Origin of the sequence: Allobosea sp. CS1GBMeth4 (genome assembly GCF_900185715.1) — a bacterium.
Classification (GTDB): Bacteria; Pseudomonadota; Alphaproteobacteria; order Rhizobiales; family Beijerinckiaceae; genus Allobosea.
In genome coordinates this window covers 1-13,827 of sequence record NZ_FYAS01000024.1, presented here as the reverse complement: position 1 = coordinate 13,827, position 13,827 = coordinate 1, and the positions used below count along the sequence as shown (strand labels likewise).

At 69.1% G+C, this 13,827-nt stretch carries 12 protein-coding genes; 4 read left to right on the top strand and 8 right to left on the bottom strand.

Features of this window, described 5'->3' with window-relative positions:
* On the bottom strand, positions 1 to 2,923 hold a 2,923-nt coding region (locus CS1GBM4_RS13705; RefSeq protein WP_244607225.1), incomplete at its 3' end, for a helicase-related protein.
* Between the two features lie 498 nt (positions 2,924 to 3,421).
* Between CS1GBM4_RS13705 and CS1GBM4_RS13700 the strand changes: the two genes are divergently transcribed.
* Together CS1GBM4_RS13700 and CS1GBM4_RS13695 are read left to right on the top strand one after the other, a co-directional pair.
* On the top strand, positions 3,422 to 4,012 hold the full coding sequence (locus CS1GBM4_RS13700; RefSeq protein WP_186419290.1) for a TetR/AcrR family transcriptional regulator: 591 nt from the start codon (positions 3,422 to 3,424) through the stop codon (positions 4,010 to 4,012).
* A complete protein-coding gene (locus tag CS1GBM4_RS13695; RefSeq protein WP_186419289.1) occupies positions 4,012 to 4,944 on the top strand; it encodes a haloalkane dehalogenase in 933 nt (310 codons plus the stop codon). The genes CS1GBM4_RS13700 and CS1GBM4_RS13695 overlap by 1 nt, the downstream gene beginning before the upstream one ends.
* Here the strand turns inward: CS1GBM4_RS13695 and CS1GBM4_RS13690 are convergent, their stop codons facing one another.
* A complete protein-coding gene (locus tag CS1GBM4_RS13690) occupies positions 4,945 to 5,835 on the bottom strand; it encodes an alpha/beta hydrolase (RefSeq protein ID WP_186419288.1) in 891 nt (296 codons plus the stop codon).
* A gap of 185 nt (positions 5,836 to 6,020) precedes the next feature.
* On the opposite strand from CS1GBM4_RS13690, the gene CS1GBM4_RS13685 reads away from it, so the two are divergent.
* Positions 6,021 to 7,205, top strand: a complete 1,185-nt coding sequence (locus CS1GBM4_RS13685; protein ID WP_186419287.1) for a hypothetical protein — start codon at positions 6,021 to 6,023, stop codon at positions 7,203 to 7,205.
* Between the two features lie 67 nt (positions 7,206 to 7,272).
* Here CS1GBM4_RS13685 and CS1GBM4_RS13680 read toward each other — a convergent pair whose 3' ends face one another.
* On the bottom strand, positions 7,273 to 8,103 hold the full coding sequence (locus tag CS1GBM4_RS13680) for a DUF3108 domain-containing protein (RefSeq protein WP_186419286.1): 831 nt from the start codon (positions 8,101 to 8,103) through the stop codon (positions 7,273 to 7,275).
* 256 nt (positions 8,104 to 8,359) lie between these two features.
* On the opposite strand from CS1GBM4_RS13680, the gene rpmB reads away from it, so the two are divergent.
* The gene (rpmB, locus tag CS1GBM4_RS13675; RefSeq protein ID WP_186419285.1) at positions 8,360 to 8,647 is read left to right on the top strand and encodes a 50S ribosomal protein L28; all 288 of its coding nucleotides are present in this window, start codon (positions 8,360 to 8,362) and stop codon (positions 8,645 to 8,647) included.
* Between the two features lie 235 nt (positions 8,648 to 8,882).
* Here the strand turns inward: rpmB and CS1GBM4_RS13670 are convergent, their stop codons facing one another.
* The 5 genes from CS1GBM4_RS13670 to cobS all read right to left on the bottom strand — a co-directional run bounded on the left by CS1GBM4_RS13670 (position 8,883) and on the right by cobS (position 13,640).
* Positions 8,883 to 9,896, bottom strand: a complete 1,014-nt coding sequence (locus tag CS1GBM4_RS13670; RefSeq protein WP_186419284.1) for an esterase-like activity of phytase family protein — start codon at positions 9,894 to 9,896, stop codon at positions 8,883 to 8,885.
* Complete coding sequence (gene cobT, locus CS1GBM4_RS13665) at positions 9,893 to 11,788, bottom strand: cobaltochelatase subunit CobT (protein ID WP_186419283.1); 1,896 nt, start codon at positions 11,786 to 11,788, stop codon at positions 9,893 to 9,895. The genes CS1GBM4_RS13670 and cobT overlap by 4 nt, the downstream gene beginning before the upstream one ends.
* The gene (locus tag CS1GBM4_RS13660; protein ID WP_186419282.1) at positions 11,785 to 12,222 is read right to left on the bottom strand and encodes a GNAT family N-acetyltransferase; all 438 of its coding nucleotides are present in this window, start codon (positions 12,220 to 12,222) and stop codon (positions 11,785 to 11,787) included. The genes cobT and CS1GBM4_RS13660 overlap by 4 nt, the downstream gene beginning before the upstream one ends.
* Positions 12,223 to 12,234: 12 nt before the next feature.
* Entirely contained in the window at positions 12,235 to 12,585 is a 351-nt protein-coding gene (locus tag CS1GBM4_RS13655; RefSeq protein ID WP_186419281.1) for a GFA family protein, read from the bottom strand.
* A gap of 65 nt (positions 12,586 to 12,650) precedes the next feature.
* Positions 12,651 to 13,640, bottom strand: coding sequence for a cobaltochelatase subunit CobS (cobS, locus tag CS1GBM4_RS13650; RefSeq protein WP_186419280.1), 990 nt, complete (start codon positions 13,638 to 13,640; stop codon positions 12,651 to 12,653).
* Between the last annotated feature and the right edge of the window lie 187 nt (positions 13,641 to 13,827).

The window sequence follows — 13,827 nt, the reverse complement described above, 5'->3', positions numbered from 1 at the left end:
GCCGCTCCGGCCGGCGGCCCCGTTGCCCCTGCTCGGGGCGCCGGCCGCCCTGGTGGCGATGCGGCCGCCAGACCTCGATCAGCTCGGGCTCCGCAGGCACCGCCGCCCCGGCGGCCGCAGGCGCCGCCGTCGCCATCTCGTCCGCGGCCCGAGGCGCGGCGTCGGCCGCGGGCTCGTCGCTCGCCAGGGTCAGCGTCGACATGGCGTCGGCCGGAACCGGCTCGGCCGCGGAGACCGCCTCCTCCTCGGCAGGGACGACGGCTGCGACCTCGGCATCGGTCAGGATCGGAACATCCGGCGTTTCCCCGGCCGGCGCTGCCTCCTGCGCGCTTTCGGCCGCCGCCCGCTGCTCCTCGGAAGGTGTCTCGTTCAGGGCCTCGGCGGCCTCGGCAGCGGGCTGCGCCGGAGCGGCCGGCACGGTCGCGGCGGGCTCTGGCGCCGCGGCGAGCGGCACGGTGATCGCCGGGCCCGGCCGCTTCTGCGAGACATAGCCGAGCGAGCGCAGGATCGAGGCGAAATCCTCGCCGGCACAGCCGACGAGCGAGGTCATCGCTCCGGTCGCGACGAAGCCGTCCTGGTCGGCGGCGCCCGCCGGCGGCTGGCCGAGCGTGACGCCCGGGCGATAGGCGATCGCGGGACGGATCAGGTCGGCGAGGCGCTCCAGAATGTCGACGCGCACGGCCCGCTCGCCGCAGACGCGATAGCCAGCGGCGCGGTAGAGCCCTTTCGGGACCTCCTTGTTGGCCGGGAACGACGTCCGGCCGGAGGAGGCGAGATGGGAGATGTCGTCGAGCCCGGCGGCTTCCGGATTGCCGTGCTTCAGCGCCCAGAGCTGGGCGGCGAGCGCCCGCGGGGCCGGCTTCAGCAGCGCGGGAACATAGAGGTGGAAGGCGCCGAAGCGGATGCCGAGCTGGCGCAGGCCGGCGCGGCCCTCCTGATCCAGGGTCTTCATCTCCTCGGCGACCTTGCTGCGCTCGAGCACGCCGAGCGCCTCGGCCGCCTGATAGGCGATGCCGCGGGCGATGCCGGCGACGCTCTCGGCATTCTCCAGGATCTGGAGCGGGCCGAGCAGCTTGGTGACGTGATGCTTCAGCCAGGCGCTCAGCCGGGCTTCGATCTGCTCGCGGGCCGGGGCCGGCAGGTGATCGTCGACCATCAGGCGCAGGCGCGGCTCCAGCACCTTCTCGCCGGCGACGAGACGCGCGACCGGCTCGCCGACCCAGCGGATCAGCCCGTCATGCGAGAGCACGAAGGCCTCGTCGCCCGCCAGGACGACGCGCGAGGCGCGCGCCTCCAGCTCGCCGGCCAGCGCCTTCAGCGCCGCCGCGTTCAGCGCCTTCGCTTCCGGCCCGCCCGCCTTGGGATCGGCCGTGAAACGGAAGCCTTGCAGCAATCCGACATGCTGACCCTCGACCAGGACATCGCCGGTCGCGGTGACTTCGGCCTCCAACATCGCATTCTCCCGCAGGCGACGCATCAATACGCTCGTGCGCCGATCGACGAATCGGCTGGCGAGCCGTTCGTGCAAAGCGTCCGACAGCCTGTCCTCTACAAGACGCGCCACCCCCTGCCAATGCTCAGGATCGGGCAGCCAGTCCGGCCGGTTGGCGACATAGGTCCAGGTCCGCACCTGGGCGATCCGCGCCGAGAGGGTGTCGATCTCGCCATCGACCCGGTCGAGGGCGGCGAGCTGGCCGGCATACCAGTCCGGATCGAGCCGGCCGTGGCGCATGAGCCGGAGATAGAGCGTCGAGGCCAGCTCGGCATGCTGCATCGGCGCGATCTTGCGGTAATCGGGCAGGCCGCAGACCTCCCAGAGCCGCGACACGGCCGCCTTGCCCTCGGCGAGGCGGGAGATATCCCGGTCGCGCGCCAGGATCTCGAGCGTCGTCATGTCCTCGGCGATCAGCGCCCGCGTCAGCCCCTGCTCCTGCGGCTGCAGGTTGAGGCTGTCGATCAGCCCGGCGATCGAGCGCAGGTCGAGGTCGGAATTGCGCCATTGCACCTGCCGCATCGAGTCGAAGCGATGGTCCTCGATCGCCTCGACGAGTTCCTGCTCGAAAGGCGGGGCGCGGCCGGTGGTGCCGAAGGTGCCGTCACGCAGATGCCGGCCGGCCCGGCCGGCGATCTGGCCGAATTCGGCCGGGTTCAGCCTGCGGTAATGGTGGCCGTCGAACTTGCTGTCGCCGGCGAAGGCGATGTGGTCGACGTCGAGATTGAGCCCCATGCCGATCGCGTCGGTGGCGACGAGATAGTCGACATCGCCCGCCTGGTAGATCTCGACCTGGGCGTTGCGCGTGCGCGGGCTGAGCGCCCCCAGCACCACCGCCGCCCCGCCCTTCTGCCGGCGGATCAGCTCGGCGATGGCATAGACCTCCTCGGCCGAGAAGGCGACGATCGCCGAGCGCCGCGGCAGCCGCGTGATCTTGCGGTCGCCGGCGAAGGAGAGCTGCGACAGGCGGGGACGCGAGACGACGTTGACGCCGGGGACGAGCTGCTCGACCAGCGGTTTCATCGTGCCGGCGCCGATCAGCATCGTCTCCTCGCGGCCGCGATGATTGAGCAGCCGGTCGGCGAAGACATGGCCGCGGTCGAGATCGGCGGCGAGCTGGATCTCGTCGATGGCGACGAAGTCGACCGCGAGGTCGCGCGGCATCGCCTCGACCGTGCAGACCCAGAAGCGCGGCCGCTCCGGCTTGATCTTCTCCTCGCCCGTGACGAGCGCGACCGCCTGCGGCCCGACGCGCTCGACCACGCGCTGGTAGACCTCGCGGGCGAGCAGGCGCAGCGGCAGGCCGATCATGCCGGTCGGATGCGCGATCATCCGCTCGATGGCGAGATGGGTCTTGCCGGTATTGGTCGGTCCGAGCACCGCCGTGACGCCGCGGGCGCGGAGCGAAGGCGGAAGGGAGCGGGGTTGGATCAAGAGGCTGGAGCTTTCCTGCAATCTGCGCGGCGAAACGCCGGGCGCGCCCTTGCGCGTAGTCCGCCCGGCCGGACTCAACCGAACGATCGAAATCCGCGCAGAGTCAGACGCTGGAGCATGGTCTCGTCGCAGATCTGGTTTCCACGTCCGCGGACCAAGCTGTAGCGGGTCCGGCGGCGCGCAGGCAACCCGATCCGTGAACAGAACGAGTCCGGAACGAAGCGGGGCCGAATCGCGGACTCCGGCAGAATCGGGTTTCGTTCTCCCGGGAGAACGCGGCAAGCGATTCGAAAACCAGACGATTTTGAATCGCGGTCATTGTCCCTCCTCTGCCGCACCGTCCTCGCGAGGCCGCTTTCGCCTATGTAGGTCGTCCCGCCAGCGGGACGAGAGCACGGGCCCGAAAAAGGCAGATCGGCCGTCCCGTCCGATCGACGTTATCCAGGCCTCGCAGCTTCGCTTGACAATAATACGTACGTACGTATTATTGTTACCATGAGCAGGCCCTCCCTTCGCCAGAATCTTCTCGCCGCCGGCCACGACCTGTTCTGGCGGAATGGCTACTCCGCCACCGGCGTGCGCGACATCGTCGCCGCCGCCGGCGCCAGCCCCGGCTCCTTCACCAACCACTTCGCCTCGAAGGAAGAGTTCGCCGGCGAGGTCCTGGAGCGCTACTTCGCCTATGTCTGCGGGCTGGTCGAGGCGGCCTTGGCCGATGACGGCCTGCCTCCCGCCGCCCGGCTGCGGCGCTATCTCGACATCATCACCACCAGGCTCGAAGCCGGCGACTGGGCCCGCGGCTGCATGATCGGCAATTTCAGCCTCGAAACCTCGCCGACCAGCGAACCGCTTCGCCGCAAGCTCGACGACATCTTCGCGCGCTGGCGCAAGCCCTTCGCCGCCTGCATCGCCGAAGGGCAGGCGCGCGGCGAGATCACCACCGCCTTCAGCGCCGACGACCTCGCCGATGTCCTGCTCGCCTCCTGGCAGGGCGCGATGCTGGCCATGAAGGTCGAGCGCAGCCCCGCCCCGCTCGAACGCTTCAAGACGATCATTGTCCCGCTCCTGTTCGGAAAGGCCCCGTGATGACCGACGAATCCCGACTGGCCATCGACGCCACCCGCCGCCAGATTCCCGTCCTCGACTCGACCATGGCCTATGTCGAGGCCGGCACCCGGGGGCCGACCGTGCTGCTTCTGCACGGCAACCCCACCTCCTCCTACATCTGGCGCAACATCATCCCGCGGATCGCGCCGGTCGCGCGCTGCATCGCGCCCGACCTGATCGGCTATGGCCGCTCCGGCAGGCCGGAGATCGCCTATCGCTTCGCCGACCAGGTCCGCTATCTCGACGCCTTCATCGCGGCGCTCGGGCTCGACCGCCTCGTCATCCTCGCCCAGGACTGGGGTACGGCGCTCGCCTTCCACCATGCCGCGCGCCGGCCGCAGAGCATGCTCGGCCTCGCCTTCATGGAGTTCATCCAGCCCTTTGCCGACTGGGATTGCTTCCATCAGCGCCCGCAGGCGCGCGAGCTGTTCAAGGCCTTCCGCACGCCGGGACGCGGCGAGGCGCTGATCCTCGACGACAACGTCTTCATCGAGCGCATATTGCCCGGTTCGGTGCTGCGCCAGCTGACGCCCGAGGAGATGGACGCCTATCGGGAGCCATTCCCGACGCCGGCCTCGCGTCGGCCGATCCTGAGCCTGCCGCGCGACCTGCCGATCGCCGGCGAACCCGCCGACGTCTGCGCGATCAGCACGGACGATCACGCGGCGCTGCGCGCCTCGACCTATCCGAAGCTGCTGTTCTGCGGCGACCCCGGCGCGCTGGTCTCGCCGCAGCAGGCGCGGGATTTCGCCGCCGGCCTGCGGAACTGCCGCCTCGTCGAGCTCGGCGCGGGCGCCCACTACCTGCAGGAGGACCACCCTGTCGCGATCGGCGACGCGGTCCGTGACTGGCTCCTCGACCTCGGCGTCGCGCAGCCGCCGGACACAGGCCGGCAGGCCGCTGCCTGCTGATCAGTCTGCGAAGACCTCGGCGAGAACCTGCGCCGCCTCGTCCGGCGCCTCGACATGGACGAAATGGCCGGCGCTCTCGCAGAAGCTGACCTCCACATCGTCGAAATAGTACGACAGGAAGGCGGCCCATTCCGCCTTCAGGATCGGATCGTGCCGGCCCCAATGCACCCGCGTGGGCTGATGGATCGGCACGGATGGCGGCGGGTGGCCGTCGATGGCGGCGAGCCGCGCGGCGTTCTGGCTGCGATACCAGTCGAAGCCGCCGCGCAGATTGCCGGGCTTCAGGAAATTCTCGACGTAGGAGTCGAAGACCGGCGCGAAGGCGTCCTTGCGATGGCACCAATGCGTCAGGAAATGCCCGAGATAGAGGGCGCAGGCTTCGCGGCTGGAGCCGACCAGTTGCTCGGCCAGCGGCAATTGCTGGAAGGACTGATACCAGATCTCGTTGACATGGCCGTCGCGGACCCAGGCCGAGCCGATGCTCGGCGTCGGGCAATTGAAGAACAGCAGCTTCTCGACCCGCTGCGGATGGCGCCGCGCCAGCCCCTGCGCGACATAGGCGCCGACATCGTGCCCGACGACGCCGACCGGGCCGAGACCGAGCGCCTCCAGCAGGGCCGCCATGTCGTCGGCATGGCTGTTGGCGCCGACGTCGCTGCGTGGCGCGGCCGACTTTCCGCTGTCGCCGAAGCCGCGCAGATCGGGCGCGATCAGCCGCAGCTCGCCATGCAGCCGGTTCATCAGCGGCAACCAGCTCATCCAGAATTCCGGCCAGCCATGCAGCAGCAGCACCGCCGGCCCGTCGCCGACCTCGGCGACGTGCAGCACGGTGTCGCGCACGATGACCTGGCGATGCCTGAGGCCGGGCGGCAAAGCGAAATCGCTGGACATGGCGGCTCCGGAGGCGAATCGCCGATGAAGCTAGCGCTTCGCACGCGCATGCGGCAATCCGCCGGACGGCTGGGCCCGCATGCGCCGGGAAGCGGAGGCTGACGCCTGGCGGGGATGGATGGCGATCTCATCCCCGCTCGATCCGGCGCCCCCAGAATGGCGCGCTCCACATCAGGGAGCACGTCATGCCGGATCTGCTGCATCGTTCAGCCAGCGACAGCGCGCGCTGGCGCGAGATCGTCCTTCTGCGCCGCAGGCTCGTCTCGCTGAAGGCGCAGATGCGGCTCCTGCGCCATCAACTCGGCCGCAAATACAATCCCGATCAGCCGCGCGTGCCGGCCGGCAATGCCGATGGCGGGCAATGGACCAGCGGCGGGGGCGGCGGCGGTCCGACACCGACCGGAACCGATGTCCTGGCCGATCTCGGCAGCGCCTTCTCGGCCGCCCTGAGCTTCGGCGACGTCGTCGCCGATTCCAGCGGCGAGGAGAGCTGGGCCTTCTATCAGGAGGCGACCCGCCCCGACGGCTCCCTCGCCGAGCGCGCCATCGTCAACCGCGACGGCTCGACCATCCAGTCGGAATTCGCCGAGCCCGGCCGCGCCGGCGACTGGGACGAGCGCCACACCGTCACCCTGCCCGACGGCGGCAAGACCACCTTCGAGACCTCCGGCCGCACCCAGACGATCCGCGACGGCGGCCCCGATGGCGAAGTCGTCTCGCGCTCGACCTGGACCGAGCGCGGGCCGGAGCCGGAAGCGACGGTGCAGCAGGCCCGGTCACCCCGACTGAGGGGGGATCCGACCAGCGCCGCCACCATCCTGTTCGGCTGGTTGGCGAGCCGCGACCAGGTCGACGGCCAGCGAACCGTCATGGGCTTCGTGCCGCGCGACTACCAGCCGAGCAGGCCCGGGCAGTTGGAGCTCCCCTTCGTCGGAAGGCTGTCGCAGGAAGAGACGAGGAATGCCTGCCACTTGCTCGGCAAGGTCCAGGAATTGACGGATCGGGCAGCCGACGCAGCGGGGGACCCGCGGCAGTTTTCATCCATGGCGACTTATGGCACCAACGTGCATGTCCGCTTCAAGAATTTCGTCGAGGATCTGCATAACCTGAATTTCCGCGCCGAGCGCTCTTTCCTCAAGGAAGCGGCCGATCCGACCAGCGAGGACGAACTCGCCGCAGGATATCCGCGCTCCGTACGTGTCGATGGCTATGAATATAGGCCGCAGGACGGAACGCTCTGCGTCTACGATCTCAAGGCCGGCCGGCGAGGGCTTTCGGTTCGTCGTTCCGATATCCTCGCGACCGCGGCCTATCTCGGAATGAGAGACGTCCGTCGTGTCATCGTGATCGAGGTCAGGCCTTACAGATGACGACAACGAAGCAGATCAGTCGGCTGCTGGTGCGTTGTGCAACGCAATCTCGAACGCGCCTGTGAGCTCAGTTCCGGCTCGCCGTCGCCGTCACGCCCGGATCGACCTTGAAGCTCGACGCCTCGATCACCGCGGTGCCGATCATCGTCTTCACCGAGATGCGCACCGGCAGCATCACGCTCGTCCCCGCGACGGGCGCGAGCCAGGTCGAGATCTCCTTGTTCTCGGCCATGAACTTGGTCGAGGGCCGCAAGGACCGGTGGCCGGCGATCGGGACATAGCGCGCCTGGCAGACCGAGACCGGGCCGCTATAGCCGTCGATCTTGACCTCGCGCGTGCCGGAATAGCTCAGCTTGATGTCGTAGCGCGCCGCGCCGTCGAAGATCGGCAGCGTGCGGTTGCAGGCCGCGGCGCCACCATTGCGACCGGGGGCCTCCACCGGCATCAGGAAGGCGCTGAGCGGATCCATGATGTTGCGCTGGTGCTCGTCCTTCAGCGGCACGCGATCGGGCTTGGCGTCGATCGGCGGCTCGATCGCCAGCGCCTGCACGGCGTTGCGGTCGAGCGCCATGCGCACCGTGCGGCTCTCGCTGGAATTGGCCGAGGAGACGGCGAAGGTCGCCGGGGAGAGCCTGCTCCCGTTGAGATTGCCGGTCGCGGCGCCCGAGCCGCGCCCGCCGGTGAAGCTGCCGACGAGGCCTGTCAGCTTGGCGTTGACGTCGAGCTTGTAGCTGTTGCCGTCGATCCCGCCGGACAGATTGGCCTTGCCCAGCGAGAGTCCCAGCAGCATGACGTCATAGGTGGCGTCCAGCGAGGCGGCCTGCGCGGCCGGTGCCGGCAGGGCGAGCATCAGGGCCGCGACGGCGGCGCTGCTGGCGTACGACAAGACGAGCTTCATTGCGGAAGGCTCCGGGCGCGACCTCGAAACGTCGCATGCACTGAGATTCGGTCCGAATCGTGACTGGCTGGCGCCAGCTTGGCGGGATAATGGTTACCGGGATGTTTCCGCAGGCATCATCGCGCCGGCTGCCTTGACGGGCCGTCGCCGGGCCGTTATAGACCCGCCACTTCAATTTGACTTCCGGTGCTCGCCTGCCGGCACGTCGCGTGTCGGCTCTTTGCGTTGAGTATTCGGAGATTTTGGGAACACGATCATGGCCCGCCGTTGCGAACTGACCGGGAAAGCCACCCAGACCGGCCACCTCGTCAGCCACTCGAACCGCAAGACCAAGACGGTCTTCCGGCCGAACCTGGTCAACGTCACCCTGCAGTCGGACGCGCTCGGCCGCTCGGTCCGCCTGCGCGTCTCGGCCAATGCGCTGCGTTCGGTCGACCATCGCGGCGGCCTCGACGCCTTCCTGATCAAGGCCCCGGCCGGCGATCTCTCGACCGGCGCGCTGGCGCTGAAGCGCGACATCGAGAAGAAGCTCGCCGCCAACTGAGCGCGGGCTTCCCTCCGGACTGAACGAAGCGGCCGCGAGGCCGCTTTTTTCTTTGGCGACCTGCCCCCTCTCCCCCTGCGGGAGAGGGCTGGGATGAGGGGTCGCACGACGACGAGCGCTGGCTCGGCGCGACAGTCCTCGAAGTTTCCAGACCTGAGCGACCCCTCATCCGGCCCTTCGGGCCTCCTTCTCCCGCAAGGGGAGAAGGGATCGAGCCCGGGCATGACGCACGCCCCTACTGCGCCAGCTCGAACTCCAGCAGCACCGTTCGCTGCAGGAAGGTCGAGAAATTGTCGTCCGAGATCAGGGTGACGACCGTCCGCCCTCCATCCAGGTGGACCGCCATTCCCTCCATATTATCGATCTCCTGGCCGAGATCGGCCTCGACCAGGAGCGGCCCGTCGAGCCGTGCGCCGGGACGGATCGAGCCGCCCGCGATGCGGCGGATGCGCATGCCGACGCCGCGCAGCGGCCTGTACCAGCGCTCCAGCAGCAGCATGTCGCCGCCTGGCAGGAAGGCGAGATCGGTGATGTCGTAGCCGTCATGGCGGATCACCTGCAGCGGCCCCGGCTGGCGCCCGCCGATGACGAAGCCGGCGGTCGGCTCGTCCTCGCGGCCGGAACGCTCGGAGATCGCGATCAGCGCGCCGACGAGCGGGTGGCCGGCCGGCAGCACGCCGAGCGCCTCGATGCCACGATTGCCCGGCAGGCGCTTCAGCGCCGGCGGCGTCGGCACGAGCTGCGCCCGCGCCTCGACGCCGTGGCGGGCGAAGTCGAAGCGCAGGATGTCATGGGCGCGCTCGACGCCGATGAAGGCTGTACCGCCCTGGATCGCCAGCGATTCGGTATCGTAATAGCGCGAGCGGTGCAGCGGCCTGCCCGAGGCGCCGAGGATCGGCGCGAGCTCGGCCTCCTCCAGCCCGGCGAGCTTGCCCTGGCCGTTGCGCGCCAGCTTCGCCGTCAGCCAGAAGCCGTTATCGGTGATGGCGACGAGCCGCGACCCGTCCGGCGAGCGCCACAATCCCGAGAAGCCGCCGAAGCGGGGGTGACTGCCTGACAGCTGGAGCCCGCCGCGGAAGACCAGCTGGCCGAAGCGGCTCTTCGTCGGATTGCCGGGCTCGAAGCTCGCGATCGGGCGGGCCGAGACGCTGACCGGGACGCGCGCCGGCTCGAGGCTCTGCGCCCGCGCGGGCAAGCCGAGCGCCACCGCGCCGAGGCCGGCGAAGACACTGCGGCGGCTTGGGCTCATTGCAGGCGGCGCGAGACCCGGGGAGATGCCCCGCCGGCATCCTCTTCGAACAGTTCAGCCAGCTTCTCGGTCATCACGCCGCCGAGCTCCTCGGCGTCGACGATGGTGACGGCGCGGCGGTAATAGCGGGTGACGTCGTGGCCGATGCCGATCGCGATCAGCTCGACCGGCGAGCGCGTCTCGATCTCGGCGATGACATGGCGCAGATGCCGTTCGAGATAGCTGCCGGCATTGACCGAGAGGGTGGAATCGTCGACCGGCGCGCCGTCCGAGATCACCATCAGGATCTTGCGCTGCTCCGGGCGGCCGAGCAGGCGCTTATGCGCCCAGTCGAGCGCCTCGCCGTCGATGTTCTCCTTGAGCAGGCCCTCGCGCATCATCAGCCCGAGATTCTTGCGGGCTCGCCGCCAGGGAGCGTCGGCCGCCTTGTAGATGATGTGCCGGAGGTCGTTCAGCCGGCCGGGATTGGCCGGCTTGCCCGATTGCAGCCAGGCCTCGCGCGACAGGCCGCCCTTCCAGGCGCGGGTGGTGAAGCCGAGCAGCTCGACCTTGACGCCGCAGCGCTCCAGCGTGCGCGCCAGGATGTCGGCGCAGGTCGCAGCGACCGTGATCGGCCGGCCGCGCATCGAGCCGGAATTGTCGATCAGCAGCGTCACCACCGTGTCGCGGAAATTCGTGTCCGATTCCTGCCGGAAGGAGAGCGGCTGGAACGGGTCGATGATGATGCGCGGCAGGCGCGAGGGGTCGAGCGCGCCTTCCTCCAGGTCGAACTGCCAGGAGCGGTTCTGCTGCGCCATCAGGCGCCGCTGCAGCCGGTTCGCCAGCCGGGCGACCACGCCCTGAAGATGCGCCAGCTGCTTGTCGAGATAGGCGCGCAGCCGCGTCAGCTCCTCGGCGTCGCAGAGCTCCTCGGCGGTGACGATCTCGTCGAACTTGGTGGTGTAGGCCTTGTAGTCGGTCTGCGGCCGGTCGTTCGCCCGGCTGTCGCGGGGGCGCGGCGCCTCGCCGGCCTCCTCGGCCTCCGAGCTCTCGTCCTCCTCGTCCCAGTCGCCCGCCGGCGCGTCGGCGGCCTCGGAAGCCCCCTCCTGCAGCTCCTCGGCGGCGTCCTCGCTGACCTCGGTCTCGGAGCGCTCGCCCTGGCTCTGCTGCTCGGCCTCGCCCTCCTCCTGCTGCTGGTCCTCGGAGGACTGGTCCTGATCGTCCTCGTCCTCCTCCGCATCGTCGCCCTGGCTCGACTGCTCGGCCATGTCGAGCGAGACCAGCATGTCGCGCACGGTCCGGGCGAAGGCGCGCTGATCCTCGATCGACGTCGCCAGCCGGTCGAGATCGGCGCCGGCCTTGGCCTCGATCTGGTCGCGCCAGAGATCGACCAGCTTCTGCGCCGCCTTCGGCGGCTTCAGGCCCGTCAGGCGCTCGCGCACCATCAGGGCGAGCGCATCCTCGAGCGGCGCGTCGGCCCGGTCGGTGATCTCCTCATAGCGGCCGCCGCGATGATAGCGATCCTCCAGCATCGCCGAGATGTTGCCGGAAACGCCGCTCATCCGGCGCGAGCCGACGCTCTCGACCCTGGCCTGCTCGACCGCGTCGAAGACGGCGCGGGCCGCATCGCCCTCGGGCGCGGCCCGGCGATGCACCGCGGCATCGTGGCAGGCGAGGCGCAGCGCCATCGAATCGGCATGTCCGCGCAGGATCGCGACGTCGCCGGCAGTAAGCTTGCGCGGCGGCTCCGGCAGGCGGGCGCGCTCGCCGACCAGCGAAGGCTTGTCGGCGGCGAAGACGATCTCCATTTCGGGCTTGCGCGCGATCGCCTTCATCGCGCCCGAGACCGCCCGCTTCAGCGGCTCGGCCGGCGCTTCCTTCGGGGTTCCGGGCTTGCGGTTGGAGATGCTCATAGCGCCTTCATGAAGTGGTGGAAGGTCTGCCCGGCCACCGGATAGCCCTCCATGCGGCCGCATTCGCGATAGCCCATGCGCGGGTAGAAGCCCGGCGCCTGGATGCTCATCGTGCCGAGATAGACCCCGCGGGCGCCATAATCGCGCGCCGCCTGCTCGGCCATGGCCAGCAGCGCCTCGCCATGGCCGGCGCCGCGATGGGCCTCGTCGATCCAGAACAGGTCGACATAGAGCCATTGCCATTTCAGCTCGCCGATCAGGCCGCCGACCACGGCGCCGCTCCCGTCGCGCAGGCTGAGGGCCAGGGGTTCGGCATTGCGCGGGCCGACCCGGGCCTCGTTATGTGCGGCGAGCCCGCGCAGCACGGTCTCGCGCGTCGCGGCGAAGTCCGTCTCGCGCTGGATCGTCGGGCGCTTGCTCTCGGCGATGCTCACCGGCCTGCTCCTTCAGCGCGAGCGCCCGTCGAACATCGTCGGGGCGAGTTCGGCCGGCTCGACGCCGGCGAGGCAGCGGGCATTGATCGCGATCATCGGCGTGCCGTCCGGCATCGCGCCGCGCGCGAAGGATTCGATGCCGCAGGTCGCGCAGAACAGGTGCTGGATCGTCTGGGTGTTGAAGCGGTACTCGGTCAGCGCCTCCTCGCCCCTGGTCAGGGTGAAGTTCTGCGCCGGGGTGAAGGCCAGCACCGAGCCGCGGCGCTGGCAGTAGGAGCAGTTGCAGGTGATCGTCCTGGACAGGTCCGCCTCGACCTCATAGGCGACGCGGCCGCAATGACAGCTTCCCTCGTACCGGGCCATGCCGGCCTCCCGTTCGTTGAGCAGGGTCCGATCGCGAGAGCGCTCCCGCTCTCGCGGAACCCGCTTCAGCTCAGCACGACATTGACCGCGCTCTCCGGCAGCTCCTTGCCGAAGGAGCGCTGGAAGAACTCCGCCACCAGCGCGCGCTCCATCTCGTCGCATTTGTTGAGGAAGGTGACGCGGAAGGCGAAGCCGACATCGCCGAAGATCGCCGCGTTCTCGGCCCAGGTGATGACCGTGCGCGGGCTCATCACGGTCGAGAGATCGCCGTTCATGAAGGCATTGCGGGTCAGGTCGGCGACGCGGACCATCTTGTTGACGATGTCCTTGCCTTCCGCCGAGGTCTGATAGTGCTTCGACTTGGCGAGCACGATCGCGACCTCGTTGTCGTGCGGCAGGTAGTTCAGCGTGGTGACGATCGACCAGCGGTCCATCTGGCCCTGGTTGATCTGCTGGGTGCCGTGATAGAGGCCCGAGGTGTCGCCGAGGCCGACGGTGTTGGCGGTGGCGAACAGCCGGAAGGCGGGATGCGGGCGGATGACGCGCTTCTGGTCGAGCAGCGTCAGCTTGCCCGACTGCTCGAGCACGCGCTGGATCACGAACATCACGTCCGGGCGGCCGGCATCGTATTCGTCGAAGACCAGCGCGATGTTGTTCTGCAGCGCCCAGGGCAGGATGCCGTCCTGGAACTCGGTGATCTGCTTGCCTTCCTTCAGCACGATCGCGTCCTTGCCGACGAGGTCGAGACGCGAGACGTGGCTGTCGAGGTTGACGCGCACGCACGGCCAGTTCAGCCGGGCCGCGACCTGCTCGATATGGGTCGACTTGCCGGTGCCGTGATAGCCCGAGATCATGACGCGGCGATTATGCGCGAAGCCGGCGAGGATCGCGATCGTGGTGTCGCGGTCGAAACGGTAATCCGGGTCGAGATCGGGCACATGCGCCTCGGTCTGCGAATAGGCCGGCACCTCCATGTCGGACTCGATGCCGAAGACCTGACGCACGGACAATTTCATGTCCGGCATGCCGGCGGTGGAGGCAGTCGTCGTTGTCATCATTCTTCTCCGGGCGCAGGACAGGGGCCGGTAGAGCCGGTTATCCTCGTGAGCCGACCGAAAGGGAGGCGTGTGATACCTCCTTAGATCGAAAGCGGCGGAGCGGCAATTCGCAAGAGGCATGCCGTCCCTTCGCCGGCATGCATTCGCGCACGCCTCAGCGGCGGCTCGCCAGCAGCCGGGCGAC

Bases quoted from the DNA above. Each gene is read 5' to 3' on its own strand.
- CS1GBM4_RS13690 (WP_186419288.1), bottom strand. From the start codon at position 5,835: ATGTCCAGCGATTTCGCTTTGCCGCCCGGCCTCAGGCATCGCCAGGTC.
- CS1GBM4_RS13655 (WP_186419281.1), bottom strand. From the start codon at position 12,585: ATGGCCCGGTACGAGGGAAGCTGTCATTGCGGCCGCGTCGCCTATGAG.
- CS1GBM4_RS13685 (WP_186419287.1), top strand. From the start codon at position 6,021: ATGCCGGATCTGCTGCATCGTTCAGCCAGCGACAGCGCGCGCTGGCGC.
- rpmB (WP_186419285.1), top strand. From the start codon at position 8,360: ATGGCCCGCCGTTGCGAACTGACCGGGAAAGCCACCCAGACCGGCCAC.
- cobT (WP_186419283.1), bottom strand. From the start codon at position 11,788: ATGAGCATCTCCAACCGCAAGCCCGGAACCCCGAAGGAAGCGCCGGCC.
- CS1GBM4_RS13700 (WP_186419290.1), top strand. From the start codon at position 3,422: ATGAGCAGGCCCTCCCTTCGCCAGAATCTTCTCGCCGCCGGCCACGAC.
- CS1GBM4_RS13695 (WP_186419289.1), top strand. From the start codon at position 4,012: ATGACCGACGAATCCCGACTGGCCATCGACGCCACCCGCCGCCAGATT.
- cobS (WP_186419280.1), bottom strand. From the start codon at position 13,640: ATGACAACGACGACTGCCTCCACCGCCGGCATGCCGGACATGAAATTG.
- CS1GBM4_RS13670 (WP_186419284.1), bottom strand. From the start codon at position 9,896: ATGAGCCCAAGCCGCCGCAGTGTCTTCGCCGGCCTCGGCGCGGTGGCG.
- CS1GBM4_RS13680 (WP_186419286.1), bottom strand. From the start codon at position 8,103: ATGAAGCTCGTCTTGTCGTACGCCAGCAGCGCCGCCGTCGCGGCCCTG.